This window comes from Nonomuraea sp. 10N515B (genome assembly GCF_052245915.1).
Lineage (GTDB): Bacteria > Actinomycetota > Actinomycetes > Streptosporangiales > Streptosporangiaceae > Nonomuraea.
In genome coordinates this window covers 1-16,890 of the sequence record NZ_JBQQBQ010000054.1, presented here as the reverse complement: position 1 = coordinate 16,890, position 16,890 = coordinate 1, and the positions used below count along the sequence as shown (strand labels likewise).

The window sequence follows — 16,890 nt, the reverse complement described above, 5'->3', positions numbered from 1 at the left end:
TGTCACGTGGCAAGGGCGAGCGTGGTGCTCGTGGCGAGGAGGGCGGCGCCGGTGATGGTCAGCAGTGCGCCGAGGCCGATGACCAGGGTGGTGAGCTGCCAGGCCTGGTAGGCGTTCAGCAGGGAGGCGCGCAGCATCTGTCCGGTGAAGGCGGTTTGCCGCAGCCCTTCCAGCTTCTCGTCGTCGCCGCCCGCGGCGTGCAGCTCGGCGCTGATCTCGCCGTACGTCCGGCCGCCCGTCGCCATCAGCACATTGTTCCCGATCACTTGGGCGAAGGCGCGGGCCTGCGGGCCGGTCAGGACCGGCTTGCCCTCGTGGGTGGCGAGTTCGGTAGGCAGTCCCTTGCCGGGGAAGCTGATCGCCTGCCCACGCAGCTCCCCCTGGATCTCGGCGCGCGCCTTCCTCCCCTGGGCGGCCATCACCGGGCCCGCGGCCACCATCGCGGCGCCGGCGGCGCCCAAAAGCATCACCGCCGCCGCTCGGACAACGCTCATTTCTTGCTCCTTGCCGTGATAACGATGAATGCCGGTCATCGGTGCGCGGGAAGGCGCCGCCGGTAGACGACGTAGGGCCGCCATAGGTACGCGATGGGTGCCGACCAGACGTGGACGAGCCTGGTGAACGGCCAGATCGCGGCCAGCAGCCAGGCCGACATCGCGTGCAACTGGAAGATCAGCGGCACGTCGGCCATCAGGCTGGGATCGGGGCGGAAGGTGAGGACGCCGCGGAACCAGACGGCGATGGTGGCGCGGTAGTCGTAGCCGCCGCCGAGCAGGTTCTTACCCACGGTCGCGGTCATGCCGAGCAGGATCACCACCGCCAGGATCGCGAACAGGACCTTGTCAGCGCGGGTGGTGGTGCGGCGCACGCGCGGGCTGGTGAAGCGGCGAGCCAGCAGCAACCCCAGACCGGCCACCACCATCAGCCCGGCCACGGTTCCGGCGCTCACCGACACCAGGTGGTAGAGGTGCTCGTCGACGCCGACCGCCTCAGTCCAGGACTTGGGCACGAGCAGGCCGAGAACGTGGCCGCCGATGGCGGCGAACGCGCCGAGGTGGAACAGTGGGGAGCCGAGCCGCAGCAGCCGGCTCTCCAGCACCTGCGTGGTGCGGGTGGTCCAGCCGAACTGGTCGACGCGCCAGCGCCAGATGTGACCGACGACGAAGATCGTCAGGGCGATGTAGGGGACGACGACCCAGAGCGCGACGCTCACGGTCTTACCTCCAATTCGGTGAGCGGCGGACCGTATGGGGCCAGCCCAACCTCTTCGGCGGGCGGACCCGCCAGGGCGAGGTCGGCGACGGCGGCGTGCTCGGCTGCCGACAGGTCGGGCAGTTCGGCGCAGAGCGCGTCGAGGACGAGGGCGTAGGGCGAGCCGCCCTCGTGCAGGGCCGTGCGGATGAGCTCCAGGCCCTTGCGGTGCTGACGCAGCGGCGCCTCGCCCGTGGCCGGGCCCGCCAGGGCGGCGAACTCGCAGACCACCGGCAGGAAGTCCGGCAGCTCGCCCTCGGGCGGAGTGAGCCCGGCCACGCGGTAACGCTGCTTGAGCGTCAGCAGGGCCATGCCGCGGCGGCGGGTGTCGCCGTGCAGGTAGTAGGTGAGGTAGAGGCTGGACTTACGGCGCAGGTCGAACGTCTCGACGTAGTCGCGGGCCAGCGCCATCGGCTCCCTGTCGCAGAACCACATGAGGAACCGTGTCAGCGACTCGCGTGCCGCCGACTCCGGCAGGCCGCTCACCGCCTCGGTCAGCTCGCCGCGGGCGGCGATCAGGCTGGCGTCCGGGTACTGCAGAAGGATAGAGACTAGCCGGAGCAGCACGGCACGGTGCTCGGGCGCTGTGTGCCCGTCGCGGATGTGCGCGGTGTGCTGGGACGGGACGGGCGGGGTGACGGCCACCCGCCGGGGCCAGGACAGGAGCTTCACGCCGTGCCTCCCTTGCCGACGAAGAGCTTCAGCGCCATGCGGCCGTCGCTGCGGCGGCCGGTGAGGCCGGTCGGGTGGAAGTCGCTCATGCCGGGGCCGCCGTCGCCGTCGAGGCTGCAGCCGTCCACCTGGGCGGACAGGGCGGCGGCGTCCTCACGGTGAGCTGCGGGCACGACGTAGCGCTCGTCGTACTTGGCGATGGCCAGCAGCCGGTACATGTCCTCCATGTCGGGTGCCGTCATCCCGGCCGACTCCAGCAGGTCCGTGGCGATGGTGCCGTCGATGGTGCGGGTGCGCATGTAGGCCCGCATCGCCGACAGTTTCATCAGCACACCGGCCACGACCTCGGTGTCCCCGGCGGAGAACAGGCTCGCCAGGTATTCGAGCGGGATGCGCAGGTCGGTGATGGCGTGGAAGACGTTGTCGGGGTCGTCAGCGTCGGCGCCTGCGCCGGTCACGGCGTCGAGGACAGGGGACAGCGGCGGGATGTACCAGACCATGGGCAGGGTGCGGTATTCCGGGTGCAGCGGCAGCGCCACCCGGTAGCGCATGGCCAGCCGGTAGATCGGCGACTTCTGCGCCGCCTGGATCCAGTCCTCGCTGATTCCCGAGGCACGCGCGGCCGCGATCACCCCGGGGTCCTCGGGGTCAAGGAAGACCCTGCGCTGGGTTTCCAGCAGGTCCTTCGGGTCCGGGACACGCGCGGCCTGCAGCACGGCGTCGGCGTCGTACAGGATGAGGCCGATGTAGCGCAGCCGGCCGACGCAGGTCTCGGCGCACACGGTCGGCTGTCCCGCCTCGATGCGGGGGAAGCAGAACGTGCACTTCTCGGCCTTGCCGGTCTTGTGGTTGACGTACACCTTCTTGTACGGGCACGAGGACACGCACATGCGCCAGCCGCGGCAGCGGTCCTGGTCCACCAGGACGATGCCGTCCTCTTCGCGTTTGTACATGGCGCCGGACGGGCAGGCGGCCACGCAGGCCGGGTTGAGGCAGTGTTCGCAGATGCGCGGCAGGTGGAACATGAAGGTCTTGTCGAACTCCATCTTCACCTTCTCCGCCATCGCGGCCAGGTTGGGGTCGCCCGGGGCATGCTCGGGGGCGCCGCCGAGGTCGTCCTCCCAGTTCGCGCCCCAGGTGATGGCCATGTCGCGTCCGGTGATGGCTGATTTGGGGCGGATGACCGGAGTGTGCGGCCCGGCGGGGGCGTTGATGAGGGTGTCGTAGTCGTAGGTGGCCGGCTCGTAGTAGTCGTCCAGGTCGGGCAGGTCGGGGTTGGAGAACAGGTTGAGCAGCCGCTTGATGCGGCCGCCGGCGCGGAGCTTGAGCCGGCCGCGCCGGTCCAGTTGCCAGCCGCCGTGCCAGCGGTCCTGGTCCTCATACCGTTTGGGGTAGCCGACGCCGGGCTTGGTCTCGACGTTGTTGAACCAGACGTACTCGACGCCGTCCCGGTTCGTCCACGTCTGCTTGCAGGTGACCGAGCAGGTGTGGCAGCCGATGCACTTGTCCAGGTTCATCACCATCGCGACCTGTGCCATGACGCGCATCAGTAGGTCACCTCCTGGCCGCGGCGGCGGATCACCGTGATCTCGTCACGCTGGTTGCCGGTCGGCCCGTAGTAGTTGAAGGCGTAGGTGAACTGCGCGTACCCGCCGATGAGGTGGCTGGGCTTGAGCAGCAGCCGGGTGAGGGAGTTGTGCACGCCGCCGCGCCGGCCCGACTTCTCCGTCAGCGGGACGTTCACGTTGCGGTCTTTCGCGTGGTACATGTACACGGTCCCGGCGGGCATGCGGTGCGAGACCACCGCCCGGGCCACGACCACGCCGTTGCGGTTGTATGCCTCGATCCAGTCGTTGTCGGCGACGCCGATCTTGGCGGCGTCCTCGACGCTCATCCAGATGTCGGGCCCGCCGCGCGACAGGGCCAGCATGTAGGCGTTGTCCTGGTATTCCGAGTGAATGGACCACTTCGAATGCGGGGTCAGGTAACGCACGCTGACCTCGGCCGCTCCCCCGTCGCCCTGCTCGCCGTAGTGGCGGCGCATGTTGAGCGGCGGCCGGTAGGCGGGCAGCTGCTCGCCCAGCTCGATGATCCAGTCGTGGTCGAGGAAGAACTGCTGGCGTCCCGTCAGCGTGTGCCAGGGCTTGTCCCGCTCGACGTTGATGACGAAGGCGGAGTAGCGGCGCCCGCCGGTCTCCGACCCGGACCACTCCGGCGAGGTGATCACCGGCTGCGGCCTGGATTGCGTGTCGGCGAACGTGATGCGCTTGCCCTCGTGCTCGGCGGCCAGGTCGGCCAGCTTCGTGCCGGTGCGCCGCTCCAGGCTCTCGAACCCCTGGGTGGCCAGGCGGCCGTTGGTGGTGCCCGACAACGCGAGGATGGCCTCGCACATCCGGTCGGCCGTGGCCAGCGAGACGCGTCCTTCGCCGGTGGTGCCGTTCTTGCCGGCCAGGTAGTCGAGCTCCGGACCGACCCTGTAAGTCACGGCCTTGGTCGTCAGCCCCAACTCGGCGAAGAGCGGCCCGATGGAGCGCATGCGCTCGCCGACGGCGGCGTAGTCGCGCTCGATCGTGATGATCTTCGGCATGGTCTTGCCGGGTACGGGCTCGCATTCGCCGTGTTTCCAGTCGCGTACCCGGCCCCCGGGCTGGGCGAGCTCGTCGGGGGTGTCGTGGGTGAGTGGGACGGCCAGCACGTCGGTGCGTTTGCCCAGGTGATCGGCGGCCAGCTCCGAGAAGCGGTCGGCGAGGGTGAGGAAGGCGTCGTAGTCACTACGGGTCTGCCAGGGCGGGGCGATGGCCGGGTTGAAGGCGTGCACGAACGGGTGCATGTCGGTGCTCGACAGATCGTGCTTCTCGTACCAGGTGGCGGCCGGCAACACGACGTCGGAGAACAGCGCCGTGGAGGTCATGCGGAAGTCGATCGCGGTGAGCAGGTCGAGCTTGCCTTCGGTGGCCTCTTCGCGCCAGGTAACCTCGGCCGGGTGCAGCCCTTCCTGGTTACGGGTTTCGGCGTCGGTGCCGAGCAGGTGGCGCAGGAAATACTCGTTGCCCTTGCCGGAGGAGCCAAGCAGGTTGGCCCGCCACACGGTCAGCACGCGCGGGAAGTTGGCCGGGTCGCCCGGGTCCTCGGCGGCGAAGCGGAGATGTCCGGACTTCAGCTCGTTCACGACGTGCTCGGCCACCGGGATGTCGGCCCGGTCGGCCTCGTCGGCGAGGGTGAGCGGGTTGCGGTTGAACGTCGGGTGCGAGGGCAGCCAGCCGAGCCTTGCGGCCTGGGCGTTGCAGTCGGCGAACGACTTGCCGTCGAAGGCGCCGGAGCCGAGCGGGCTGGCGAGTTCACCCGCCCCGAACTGCTCGTAACGCCACTGGTCGGTGGCCAGGTACCAGAACGCGGTGCCGGCCATGTGCCGGGTCGGCCGCTGCCAGTCGAAGGCGAAGGCCAGGTGCTGGAAGCCGGTGATCGGGCGGACCTTCTCCTGGCCGACGTAGTGCGCCCAGCCGCCGCCGTTGACCCCCTGGCAGCCGGTCAGCGTGGTCAGCGTCAGGAAAGAGCGGTAGATCTGGTCGGAGTGGAACCAGTGGTTGGTGCCCGCCCCCATCGCGATCATCGAGCGGCCCTCGGTGCGCTCGGCGTTGCGGGCGAACTCGCGAGCGATCCTGGCGATCGTCGCGGCGGGCACCGAGGTGATCTCCTCCGCCCACGCGGGCGTGTACGGCTGGCTCGCGTCCAGGTACGACTCCGGCCACTCCCCCGGCAGGTCGCGGGCCACGCCGTACTGGCCCATGAGCAGGTCGAAGACTGTGGTGACGAGCTTGCCGGCCACTTCTGTGACCGGTACGCCACGGCGCATGACGGAGCCGCCCTCGGTGGCGCCCTCGTCGAAGCGCGGCAGGTCGACGGCGACCGCGCGCCCGGACCGGTCAAACAGGGTCAGCGCGGGGGTCGCGCCGTGCAGGTCGAGGTTCCAGCGGCCCTCGCCCTCCTGGCCCCAGCGGAAGCCCAGCGAGCCGTTCGGCACCTCCGCCTCGCCCGTCTGCTCGTCCAGGAAGACGGTCTTGAACTCGGCGTTCTCGCTCTCCTCTCCCAGGTCGGCGGCGGTCAGGAACCGGCGCGGCACGTATGCGTCGCCGCGCGGCTCCAGCGTCACGAGGAACGGCAGGTCGGTGTATTTCCGGACGTAGTCGGTGAAGTACGGGACCTTGCGGTCGCGGAAGAACTCGGTCAGTGTCACGTGCCCCATCGCCATGGCGAGGGCGCCGTCCGTGCCGGGGTGCGGGGCCAGCCAGTCGTCGGCGAACTTGACGTTGTCGGCGTAGTCCGGGCTGACCGCCACCACCTTGGTGCCCTGGTAGCGGGCCTCGGTCATGAAATGGGCGTCCGGGGTGCGGGTGACCGGGATGTTGGACCCCCACATGATCAGGTAGCGGGAGTTCCACCAGTCGGCCGCCTCGGGCACGTCCGTCTGGTCGCCCCACACCTGCGGGGAGGCGATCGGCAGGTCGGCGTACCAGTCGTAGAAGGACAGCAGCGTGCCGCCGATCATCGACAGGAACCGTGTCCCTGCCGCGAACGACGCCATCGACATGGCCGGGATCGGCGAGAAGCCCACCACCCGGTCGGGGCCGTACTGCTTGATCGTGTGCACGTGCGCGGCGGCCATCAGCTCGACGACCTCGTCCCAGTTGGAGCGGACGAAGCCGCCCTTGCCACGCGCCCGCTTATACGCCCGCGCCCGCTCCGGGTCGCCGGTCAGCTCCGCCCACGCCAGCACCGGATCCCCCAGCCTGGCCCTGGCCTCACGCCACATCTCCAGCAGCACCCCGCGCACGTACGGGTAGCGCACCCGCGACGGCGAGTAGGTGTACCAGGAGAACGACGCTCCCCGCGGGCAGCCGCGCGGCTCATACTCCGGCGACTCCGGCCCCACCGACGGATAGTCGGTCGCCTGGTGCTCCCACGTGATCAGACCGTCCTTGACGAACACCTGCCACGAGCACGACCCCGTGCAGTTCACCCCATGAGTCGAGCGCACCACCTTGTCGTGCGCCCACCGATCCCGGTAGAAGCGATCCCAGCCACTCGGATCGATCTGATGCAGGGTACGGCCGTCGGCCGACACCTCCGCCTTCGTGAAGAACTTCCGGGCGGCCAGCAGCGGCCCCATGCCGGGGATCGTGTCGATGCCAGGCCCGTCATTCGGTGTCTCGGTCATCGGCCCATCCTTGACGCAGGCGAAACAGGGAACATGCCGTCAAGGATCCGGTGCGGCGAGCCAGTTCCGGCAGGGACCAAAGTCCCTCATTCCAAGGTCCGATGACCATCCGGGCTGGCGGGGTGGTGCCGATCCAGCGGGACGGCGAACGGCTCCGCTGATGCGGCCGCGCCCCGGCGGCGGCCGGCCCCGCGGACTGGTCATATCCGGCCGAGAATCCCCGCTACCGGGCATCGACGCAGGGCCAGCGGCTTCCGAGAAGACCGTGAAACCCCGGCAACCCAAGTCCCACTCAACGTGGGAGCAGGTGGCCCCTTTCCGTGGCCACCGTGCGATAGCACCCCGACTTCTGCGGCGCCGAGGTCTGGTTCCACGACGCACAATTCGGCGGGGGCAAGGTGTGGTTCCACCAGGCGCGGTTCCTGAACGGCAAGGCCTATTTCGGCACAGCGCTATTCAACGGCAGCGAAGTCACCTTCGAAGGCGCACGGTTCGAAGGCGGCGAGGTAGATCTGCGAGCCGCCTCCGGCGTGGATCCTGCCTCGTTCGGACTGCCCACCGCCGCTCCTGGTCTACTTCTGCCGCCTCAGGAACAAGTAACTGCTCACCGGGATCCGGATCAGCAGAGCGCGCGATGTTGAGGTCGAGCAGGATCCATGCAGGATTGAACGGGTAGGCGCGGACACCAGATCTCCAGAACGCGTTCGATCTGATCGACGAGGCGGACGGTGAGGCGGGAGTTGCCGCTGGTAATGCGGGTGATGGCGGCGATGGCTTCGGCGGTGGCGTAGTCGTCGGCGTCGGCCGCTGGGGGTCCGGGGGACGTCCATGACGATGACCTCGGTGGACTGACAGCACCTCGCATAGCTCAGAGGGGAAGGCCACGATCAGAGCGGTCCGAGGAGGTCATCCGGATCGGCGTCGAGGTCCAGCGTTGACAGGACGCCCAGGAGTTCGCGCTCCTCGTACCGGAAATGGGACTCCATGATCGCGGAGATGCCGTCCAGGTGCATGGCCAGCTCGCTCGGCGTGGCGTCCCAGGTGATCGCGCGGTCCAACCGCCCGAGCAGCATCGCGATCATCTCGTGGTCCTGCTGGAGCTTGGCGATCGTGGGCCGCAGCGACGGATGGCGCGCGGACAGTTTGGGAAAGAGCCCGACGTCCTCGCGCACGTGATGCCCGTCGAGGGCGGCACAGAATCCCTTGCAGTACAGCAGGAGGTCTGCCCGTGCCGAGGCGGTGTCCCCGGCTTCCAGGGATTCGCGCGCGAGGCGCAGTGCTCGATGCAGGCGTTGATGCGCCGCCTGCAGTTCAAGGTTCCAGGCTATGAGCCTGTTCTTCTCGCTCTCACCCACAGGTGGGGAACGGGGAAAGGATCATCATGACCACCTTCCGGATCCGACGCCTCCGTGCCTGACGCAGTCCGCCACCGACACGCGACGCTGCCTGGAACTCTAAACCGACGGCCCCCAGACGATCAACTCAGGCCGGCCGTCCCACCAGGACCCCGGCGTTCTTGAGTTCTGATGCGGTATGGCGCGGTTGAGGGTTTCGGCAGGTGGGATACGAAAGAGCGCGACTTCTGGTGATCTTTCAGGTCTCGAATCCGAAGATCGCCGCAGGAGTCGCGCTCGTGTCCCCATCTTCCCTGACCAGCCCCGCTCTCGTCCCGTGCCTTGACCAGCTCGCCGATCTGGCGTTGCGGGAAGCGGAACTGGCCGCCGACCCGGCTGTGGTGGAATCGGCGCTGATGCGCCGGTTGGCGACGGTGCCGGATCAGCGCTCGACCTGCGGGCTGCGCCACCCGCTGGTGGTCATCTTGACCTTGACCGCATGCGCCACGCTGGTGGTCGGCAGCGATAGAATCGCGGCGATCAGCGGCTATGTCGCCGACGTGGTCCGCCGCGAAGCCCCTGTGCCGCAGGTCCCCGCTACTCCCGGGCCCGCCGAGCGGGAGCAACGCCGTACCGAGCAGCGGCAGCACACCCATCCCGCCCCGCCCGCGCTGTTGCCCGGCGCCGCTGTGGACGGCAAGGCATGCCGCGGCGCCCGCACTGCCGACGGCGGAAGGGTCTTCCTGGTCGGGGCGATCAGCCACGAGCACGGCGTGGTGCTGGGGCAGTGCCAGGTCGCCGGCAAGCCTGGCGAAGGGCCTGCCGCCCGCGCCCTGCTCGCGCAGTTGGAGGTGGCCGGGATGGTGCTGACCCTGGACGCCCTGCACACCACCAAGGCCACCGCCCGGTTGATCACCAAACAGTTGGGCGCCTACTACGTGCTCATCTTGACGGGGAACCAGCCGCTGGCCCGCGCCGCCGTACAGACTCTGCTGACCGGCCCGGACACCGAGTGGATCGCCACTACCGCCATTGATGACGATCACGGGCATGGCCGCACCGAACGCCGCGCCATCCGCACCGCCGCGGCCGATGACGACCTGATCCCCGGTGCCCGGCAGGCCTTCCGGCTACGCCGCGACGTCGGCGACTTGGATGGCTGCTGGACCAGCAAGGAGATCGTGTACGGCATCACGAGCTTGCCCGCCGAGTTGGCCGGTCCCGCGCACCTCACCATTACGAGAGAGCACATTGGACAGTGGAAAATCGGCTCCACTGGGTCCGCGATGTGACCTTCCGGGAGGACTCTTCGCAGGTCAGGACCGGTACGCTGCCCAGAGCCCTGGCCAGCTTCCGGAATCTAGCGATCAGCACCATGCGTCTGGCCGACCGCGCCAACATCGCCCACGCCCGCCGCGACCTCCTCGACCGCACTGACACCTTCGCCGTCTACAACATCTGATCAACATGCTGGAACGAGACATAGCGAATCAACGCTGGGCCCTGCCAGGTCAGGGCCTGGCTCGAGGAGGGCTGGGCCTACTCGCCCAGGCGGCAACAGGTGATCATGGCGAGTGATCATCCGTCACGGCGGGGATGGGTTCTGGTGGATTCGGAAGCAGTGATTCCCATCCGAGTGGTTATCCACGGTAATCATCGGAAGTGGGCAGGGTGTCACTGCTGGAACGGGCGGAAATTCCGGTGATCGGCTCTGGGGGCGGGAAGAGGCGCAGAAAGCGTTCCGCGGTGGCCTGCGGCCCGGTCAGCATGAGGTCACCCGTGGTGAGGAAGTCGTCGAGGGTGCGGGCGCGGCCGAGCAGGGCGACCAGGACCTGCGGGCTGGTCTCGATGAGCAGGTCTGCCTGTGCCGGGCTGAAGTCGACGCGGGCTAGGTGGAGGCGATCGCGGTCTATCCGTAGCAGGAAATGGTGCTCGCCGAGCTGCAGACCGATGGTGAGGTCGAGCGCTTCGCCGGCAGCAGGCGCGAACAGGGCCTTCAGTGACAAGGCCGCGGAGTCGGCACTGAGCGGGACGTGGTGTGGCAGCGCGGGAGAGCGGCTGCTCCATCGGGCGAGGTTGGTGACGATGGGCTCCAGCTCGGCGCCCCAACCGGTCAGTTCGTAGATCCAGGAACCGGCGGGCGGGGAGAGCTTGCGGCGTTGCACGATGCCAGCCTCCCCGAACTCGCGCAGACGCTGGGTCAAGATGTCCGCGCTGATCCCCGGCAGCCCGGCGCGCAGGTCGGTGAAACGTTTGGGTCCGAGGATCAGCTCCCGCACAACCAGAAGCGCCCAGCGCTCTCCCACGAGTTCGAGAGCGTGTGCGATCGCGCATCCGTCGCCGTAACTCCGCTTGCCGACCATGTCCCCACCCTACCAGGTATAGTCCGTCAATCCATCTTTGTAGTTGTTTTTTCCAACTAGAGAGTTGTAGTGTCCGACCATGCAATGGCTCCGAGAGAGGCTTGACATGGACGAGCACAACCAGGACAAGAGGCCTCCCGCCCTCGCCGCGTTCCTACGCGTCTACGGCGTGATGTCACTCGCGATCTTCGTGCCGCTCTTCATCGGGTTCATCGTGCAGACACCTCTGCTGGCGGAGGCCGGCGGCCCACTGAACTGGACGATCTGGAACGACATCAGCTCCGGCCACGAGCACGCCCACGTACCGCCCATGCTGTTCACGATCTACATCGTGTGGGGCGTGTTCCTCCTGGCGGCGGCTCGCAACCCGCTCGCCCACAGGTCGTTCCTGTCCTTCACGATGTGGGCCAACCTGGCCCACGCCCTCCTCATGGTCGCGCAGGCGGCCACGGACCTGGACCGCTACTGGAGCAAGTTCCTGACCGACATCCCGTTCATCCTGATCCTGGCCCTCGGCATCTTCTTCCTCATGCCCTCCGAGAGGGTCACGGCCGAGCGATAACCCCGCTTGGGGGGTTCTCGCCCAGGCCAATCGACAAATCCGTGCTCGGCCGGGCACGCTCGCTACTGATCAGCTGGCTGACTGGCTTCTCGGTGGTGGTGAGGGGTGTGGTGCGGCATGCTGGAACAGGACATAGCGAATCAACGCCGGGGCCCTGGTCGTCCCACAACGTCGGTGTTCGCTTTCACCTTCACCGCCGCCGCCCAGGTCCCGGCCGTGGTCACCCTCGCGTTGCTGGGCGGCTTCGGCTTCGCCACCGTGGCCCGCTGCAGACCCGGGTGCTCGACACCGCCAAGGCCGCCCCCACCCTGGCCTCCACCGCCAACGTCGCCGCCTTCAACCTGGGCAACGCGATCGCCGCCTGCCTGGGCGGGCTGGCCATCGACGCCGGACTCGGTTACACCGCGCCCAACTGGGTCGGAGCGCTGATGACCACCGGCGGGCTGGGCCTGGCACTGCTGTCCGGACGGCTGGACCGCCGCACGACGGTCCAGCCACCGGCCCGCCTGCCCGTGACCGCGGACGCCCGCCGGGCGGCATGACCGGCGTCCAGTCTTCTCATCTGGCTGTCGCGACGGTTATCGCGCTGCTCACCGCAGACTGTCGGGGGGCTCTCAACTGCGGCTGGGACAAAGACCTCAGGCACTGGACCGTGGCGATCGTGTTCGCCGGAATGCGCACTGTGCCAGAGGCGGCAATGGCGACCGGAACCTGGATTCCCGAGCGGCGGCATCCTCGTGCCGGAGCCCCGGCGCGCAGCGGACACCCCTGCGCCGAGGAAGGGGTCGGCCCCGGGGGGTGCTGGTGGGTGATCAGCCGAATGTGGGAGCTGGGGCCGTGGCGTTGAGCGCCGTCACGATCGTCTCCTCCTCGTACCTGAGGTGGGACTCCAGCTGGTTCGCCAGCCGCTCCAGGTCGGCGCGCAGCTGCACGGGGTCGGTTTCACCAGGTACGAAGCTGTCGACGAGCTGCTGGATGTCGTCCTGCATCCGCGCCACCACCTTGTGCTCCTCGCCGAGCTGTGCCAGCGCCGGAGCGAGTGCGGGGAACTGCTTGGCCAGCATCGGGAACATGGCCATGTCCTCGCCGCCGTGATGCTTCCTCAGCGCCCCGCAGAAGTTCAGGCAGTGGGTGCGCATCTGCTGGGCGAGGTCCGGCGGCGTCCGCTCGATCGTGTCCACGCCGCCCTCGATCGCCTGGTCCGCCTGGGCGCGGAGCGTCTCGAGCTCCTTGCGCAACCAGTCGTGCACCTCGATGATCCAGTCGCCCATGCCCTTGACCCGCTCCTCGCCGGGCTTGGGGCCGATCCGGTGCAGTACGACGACCGGGATCTCCCGGGTCGTCTTGGCCTGGTGGTCGGCGTACCCCGGCGCCTCGGCGATCACGCGGTCGAAGAGCTTGTCACGCTCCTGGGTCGGCGGGATGGCGGCGATTGCCTGATAGGTGTCGCTACCCGTCTCGACTGTCACGATCGGGTTCTTGCGGATGTTGTGGTACCACGCGGGGTGCTTGTCGGCGCCATTCGAGGACGCGACGACGATTCCTTTTCCGTCGAATTCGAGATACCCCAGGATGCTCTCCCGTAGCAGGCCGCTCTTGGCTCCGACGGTCGTCAGCACGGCCAATGTCCAGCCCTCGAACATGCCGCTCATCTTCCCGTTGTTCGCCCGAAACTCGGCGATGACCTGGCGCTGGAACTCATTGACGTCGAAGCCCGCCCAGGTCTCGGCCTGTTCCTTGCTCATGCACTGCCTTTCCGTGTCGATTGATCGCGAAGGAGGGCCACGCCACCGGAAATCGACACAGAAATACCCCGCACGCCTACGCAGTGAAGATGGGCGCAGCAATCCCAGGACAGGGGTTGACAAGCTGCGAGAGACGGAACGTGCCGATCTCTGCAAGGGCTGAGTAGCCGCTACCTCCATGCGTAGGCCCATACGGGGCTCGGTGAGACCGTAACACCGTTCCCGCTGATCGAGCAACGTCACCTTGGCGGGTGCAATTGGGAGCCGGTGGACCGGAGTTGGGCCCGATCTCGAGTCAGCCCTAGAGATCACCCGATGGGCCGGAGGCTGCGGATCCAAATGAGAGAACCACGGCTATGCGCGACCCCTTGGAGGCCACCGGCCGCGTCGATGTTGGCGATTCCCCGCCCGGCGTCGCCTGGGGCGGCGGTAGCGGAGCGCGTGCGCGGCTACGAGGAGACCGCCGCCGGCGCGTGGAGGACTTCGCCGCCACCCTATGCTCCTGTCACCGCGTGGTTCTTCCGTGTGCCCAGCCATGTCTCAGGCCGAAAGGACTCTTCTGTTGTTGACCATCACCCGCATTCCCGCTTCCCCGGAGGAGCCGGACGCCGTACGCGCACAGATGCGTCAGGTCTTCTCCGACCCGCTCGTCCTCGACGGCGACGCCGACCTGCGCTCGGTCCTGCCGGACACCGGCAGCGTCCCCGGAACCTGGGTCACCGCCGGCCGCGCCTCTGCCGAAGAAGGCGTGACCGTTTACGTCCACCACGGCGGCTACTCCTTCAGCAACCCGCCGATGGAGCGCATCATGGCCTACCGCCTGTCCAAGGCCACCTGCCGACCAGCCTTCGCCGTGGACTACCGGCTCGCGCCCGCGCAATGACCATGGTCTCGTGCTCGCAGGAGGCCACCAGCTGGCGGCGCGCCTTGTCATCGTCGACAGCCCCTGCGTGCTCAACCATGCGGGCTGCCTGCTCGCACAGGTCAGCGGCCCGCGACAGCGATCGTGGCGATCGGGTTGCCGGACGGGCTGTTTGCGGGGGCTCGCTACGAGGCTGGGTGTCGGGAGGCCGCCGGGCAGAAGCGCGCCTCGAAGAGCTTGGTGAAGGTCTTCAGGTGGTCGTTCCAGTCGCCGTTCATGTTGCTCACCAGTGTGTGGGCGCCCTGCCGGTCGCCCATCGCGTACGTCACTGAGCCTTGGATGTACCCGCCGCCGCCCCAGAGCGTGACCCCGCACGAGAGCTTCTGCGAGTAGACGCCGAGGCCGTACCTGGTGTTCGGGACCCAGTCCGCGCCCTCTGTCGAGACGGTGGTGAACATCTCCTTCTGCAGGGCGGGCGGGAGGAGACGGCCGCGCAGCAGGGCCCGCAGGAACCGGTTCAGGTCCGTGGTCGTCGACACCATGCCCCGGCTGCGCCCGCCCAGCTGAGGTCCGCGTTGGTCACATCATGGATCTCCGTGGGACGGCCGGCCTGGTCGAACTTTGAGTAGCGCCCAGCGGCTACCTGGCCGACCGCGCCCAGCAGACCGCCGGGCAGCGCGCCCGCCGCCGCAGTTCAGGCCACGGAGCCACCAGCCGACGGGCGGCCGGCCGAGTCCGAGCGCGGTTTCGTGGAGCAGTTCGCGACGCTGCTGGTCGGGACCGGCCTTCCCCGGATGCCCGCTCGCGTGTTCGTCTGCCTGCTCACCTCCGACTCCGGGGGCCTGACGTCCGCCGAGCTCGTACGCCAGCTACAGGTCGGCCCAGCGTCGGTGTCCAAGGCCATCGGCTACCTCGAGGCTATCGAACTGGTCAGGCGCACACAGGATTGCGGCCGCCGCGAGCGGTACGTCATCGACGGCGACGTCTGGCTCCGGGCGTTCAAAGCCGACACCGGGGCACACGCCGAGGTCGCGGCGGCCGCGCGGTACGGGATCGAGATCTTCGGCGCCGGCACGCCCGCCGGCACCCGGCTGGGCCAGATGGCTCAGTTCTTCGCCTGGATCAGCGAGCAGATGAACGACAGCGGCCTCACCGACGCCGTCGTGCACGACGCGGTGACAGTACTGGCCGCGCTGGTGTACGCCGCTCGGCCACTCACCGTGGACGAACTCGCCACGGCACTGGACTGGCCCATCCAGCGAGTGGCCGACGCCCTGGACGCGATCAGCCGTCGTCCGATCCTGTCCGACCCGCTCACCGTGGAGCAGGTCGGGCGCGGCGCGTACGCTATCACCCCGAGGCCCGACCGCCTGAACCCCGCGCAACGCGACGCATTGATCGTCAGTCCGTGCTCGGCCCGAGGGACTCGAAAATGACGAAGCCGGATAGACGTCGCAACCGCGATCCCTCCAGCCCCACCCACGCGCCTGCCGGACAGCATCGCAGTTCCGAGACTGACACGTTCCCAGAAGTACGCTCCCGATGTGACTTCCGAGAATCCGGCTCCGGCCGGGTCACAACCCCCGCCAGCAACTTCCGAGAACGCGGGCAGTGATCAGCCGAAGCGGCGCGGTGCCCGCCCCACCCCACTGCTCGCCACCTACGAACACCTGCTCGCCGACTACGCCGCCGCACTGCAGCAGGTACCGCTGGCGGCCGACACCCGTCGCACCTACGTCTCCCGGGTGCCAGTATCTGGCCTGCCCCGGCCACCCTGCGTAAACGCCTGCTGAAGGTCCCGGCCCGGGCCGTTCGGCGCGAGTTAAATAGGCGAGCCCACCAGTACAGGACCCCGGCCCGCCGGGCGAATGCCACCGTCGCCCCCACCACGCCACCGGCACCGAGCCCGCTCAGCCCCCGGCCGGTCAGATAGATTCCGGCGTCAGGGGCGAGCGCGTTCAGCAGCACACCGATGATCATGAAGATGATGGCCGTCATGCCCCCTGTCAACGCCCTCATCGATCCCGCCAGAGCGTAGGAAGCTGGACCGCTGTGCCCAGGCGCGCGGAACAACCCGCGCACGGACCTTGCCATGCCGAAAAAAGGGACTTTGGTCCCTATTTCGGCGGGTTCGGGGACGGCAGGATGCTGGGGTGATTTCCCAGCACGGTGAGCGGCTCGACGGGATGAGTGCGCGGCATCTCCAGGAACTACCCGAGGCCGAGGCCATGCGCCTGCTGGCCGGTGTGCCGTTCGGCCGGATCGTGTTCACCCGCCATGCGCTGCCCGCGGTGCGGCCGGTCAACCACCTCGTCGTGGACGGGCAGATCATCATCCGCTCCAATCCCGGCACGATCCTCAGCACCCACGTGGCGCCGTCGGAAACCGTGGTGGCTTTCGAGGCCGACGAGCTGGACGGACACGAGCGCCTGGGCTGGAGCGTGATCGTCACTGGGGTAGCCCGGCTCGTGACCGATCCGCGGGAGACCGCCCGGCTCAAGGCCATGCTCCTCCCGTGGGTGGCGGGCGATATGGATCAGGTGATTCGTATCCAGCCCGAGATCGTCACCGGGTTCATGCTGGTTCCCGCCGCTGCGGTACCTGGCGCGACCTCGGGGTAGCCGCGTAGGGCGCGAAGCCGACGCCGCCGCCACGCCAGCCCATGAGCCGTTCTGCGGGAATGATGGGACTTTCGTCCCTACTGCGGAAGGGGCGCAAGCGGGAATGTTGAGAGGTATGCAGCTCGACTCGTCAGGACTTCCCATCCGCGTCAGAGCTAATGAACCAGTCCCGGTCCGAAACACCTATCAGCCGCGGGTAGTTTGATCACCCGTTGGAAGAGGTTGGAGCAGGTGGCAGGACCACAGCAGGACCCCAAGCAGTCCC

Annotated in this window: 16 protein-coding genes; 7 read left to right on the top strand and 9 right to left on the bottom strand. The window is 68.3% G+C overall.

The genetic code is table 11. The features are described from left to right. Window positions 1-2 precede the first annotated feature (2 nt). The 6 genes from ACTWQA_RS45740 to ACTWQA_RS45715 form a co-directional block, all read right to left on the bottom strand. On the bottom strand, window positions 3-494 hold the full coding sequence (locus ACTWQA_RS45740) for a hypothetical protein (protein ID WP_443165133.1): 492 nt from the start codon (window positions 492-494) through the stop codon (window positions 3-5). A 35-nt stretch (window positions 495-529) separates the two neighbouring features. Continuing rightward, the gene (gene narI, locus ACTWQA_RS45735; RefSeq protein WP_443165132.1) at window positions 530-1,213 is read right to left on the bottom strand and encodes a respiratory nitrate reductase subunit gamma; all 684 of its coding nucleotides are present in this window, start codon (window positions 1,211-1,213) and stop codon (window positions 530-532) included. Beyond that, a complete protein-coding gene (narJ, locus tag ACTWQA_RS45730) occupies window positions 1,210-1,923 on the bottom strand; it encodes a nitrate reductase molybdenum cofactor assembly chaperone (protein WP_443165131.1) in 714 nt (237 codons plus the stop codon). The genes narI and narJ overlap by 4 nt, the downstream gene beginning before the upstream one ends. Further along, window positions 1,920-3,470: a nitrate reductase subunit beta gene (gene narH / locus ACTWQA_RS45725; protein ID WP_443165130.1), complete on the bottom strand. Its 1,551-nt coding sequence runs from the start codon at window positions 3,468-3,470 to the stop codon at window positions 1,920-1,922. Before narH ends, narJ begins: the two co-directional genes overlap by 4 nt. Beyond that, window positions 3,470-7,138, bottom strand: coding sequence for a nitrate reductase subunit alpha (locus ACTWQA_RS45720; protein ID WP_443165129.1), 3,669 nt, complete (start codon window positions 7,136-7,138; stop codon window positions 3,470-3,472). Before ACTWQA_RS45720 ends, narH begins: the two co-directional genes overlap by 1 nt. Window positions 7,139-8,025: 887 nt before the next feature. After that, window positions 8,026-8,493 (bottom strand): hemerythrin domain-containing protein, encoded by a 468-nt coding sequence (locus ACTWQA_RS45715; protein WP_443165128.1) that lies wholly within the window; start codon window positions 8,491-8,493, stop codon window positions 8,026-8,028. A 278-nt stretch (window positions 8,494-8,771) separates the two neighbouring features. On the opposite strand from ACTWQA_RS45715, the gene ACTWQA_RS45710 reads away from it, so the two are divergent. Both ACTWQA_RS45710 and ACTWQA_RS45705 read left to right on the top strand, forming a co-directional pair. Further along, a complete protein-coding gene (locus ACTWQA_RS45710) occupies window positions 8,772-9,764 on the top strand; it encodes an ISAs1 family transposase (protein WP_443165127.1) in 993 nt (330 codons plus the stop codon). Continuing rightward, window positions 9,761-9,934, top strand: coding sequence for a hypothetical protein (locus tag ACTWQA_RS45705; protein ID WP_443165126.1), 174 nt, complete (start codon window positions 9,761-9,763; stop codon window positions 9,932-9,934). The genes ACTWQA_RS45710 and ACTWQA_RS45705 overlap by 4 nt, the downstream gene beginning before the upstream one ends. A gap of 178 nt (window positions 9,935-10,112) precedes the next feature. Here the strand turns inward: ACTWQA_RS45705 and ACTWQA_RS45700 are convergent, their stop codons facing one another. Next, entirely contained in the window at window positions 10,113-10,835 is a 723-nt protein-coding gene (locus ACTWQA_RS45700) for a winged helix-turn-helix transcriptional regulator (protein ID WP_443165125.1), read from the bottom strand. A 106-nt stretch (window positions 10,836-10,941) separates the two neighbouring features. Here ACTWQA_RS45700 and ACTWQA_RS45695 point away from each other — a divergent pair, with 106 nt between their 5' ends. Together ACTWQA_RS45695 and ACTWQA_RS45690 are read left to right on the top strand one after the other, a co-directional pair. Further along, entirely contained in the window at window positions 10,942-11,397 is a 456-nt protein-coding gene (locus ACTWQA_RS45695; RefSeq protein WP_443165124.1) for a DUF6632 domain-containing protein, read from the top strand. Between the two features lie 278 nt (window positions 11,398-11,675). Then, entirely contained in the window at window positions 11,676-11,939 is a 264-nt protein-coding gene (locus ACTWQA_RS45690; protein WP_443165123.1) for a hypothetical protein, read from the top strand. Between the two features lie 270 nt (window positions 11,940-12,209). Here ACTWQA_RS45690 and ACTWQA_RS45685 read toward each other — a convergent pair whose 3' ends face one another. Continuing rightward, on the bottom strand, window positions 12,210-13,142 hold the full coding sequence (locus ACTWQA_RS45685) for a nitroreductase/quinone reductase family protein (protein ID WP_443165122.1): 933 nt from the start codon (window positions 13,140-13,142) through the stop codon (window positions 12,210-12,212). 562 nt (window positions 13,143-13,704) lie between these two features. On the opposite strand from ACTWQA_RS45685, the gene ACTWQA_RS45680 reads away from it, so the two are divergent. After that, on the top strand, window positions 13,705-14,025 hold the full coding sequence (locus tag ACTWQA_RS45680; protein WP_443165121.1) for a hypothetical protein: 321 nt from the start codon (window positions 13,705-13,707) through the stop codon (window positions 14,023-14,025). Window positions 14,026-14,189: 164 nt separating this feature from the next. On the opposite strand, the gene ACTWQA_RS45675 is transcribed toward ACTWQA_RS45680, so the two are convergent. Beyond that, window positions 14,190-14,546 carry a serine hydrolase gene (locus tag ACTWQA_RS45675; protein WP_443165120.1) on the bottom strand — a complete coding sequence of 119 codons (357 nt, stop codon included), beginning with the start codon at window positions 14,544-14,546 and terminating at the stop codon, window positions 14,190-14,192. Between the two features lie 207 nt (window positions 14,547-14,753). Here ACTWQA_RS45675 and ACTWQA_RS45670 point away from each other — a divergent pair, with 207 nt between their 5' ends. Next, window positions 14,754-15,440 (top strand): GbsR/MarR family transcriptional regulator, encoded by a 687-nt coding sequence (locus ACTWQA_RS45670; protein ID WP_443165119.1) that lies wholly within the window; start codon window positions 14,754-14,756, stop codon window positions 15,438-15,440. A 717-nt stretch (window positions 15,441-16,157) separates the two neighbouring features. Then, window positions 16,158-16,625, top strand: a complete 468-nt coding sequence (locus ACTWQA_RS45665; protein ID WP_443165118.1) for a pyridoxamine 5'-phosphate oxidase family protein — start codon at window positions 16,158-16,160, stop codon at window positions 16,623-16,625. Window positions 16,626-16,890 lie beyond the last annotated feature (265 nt).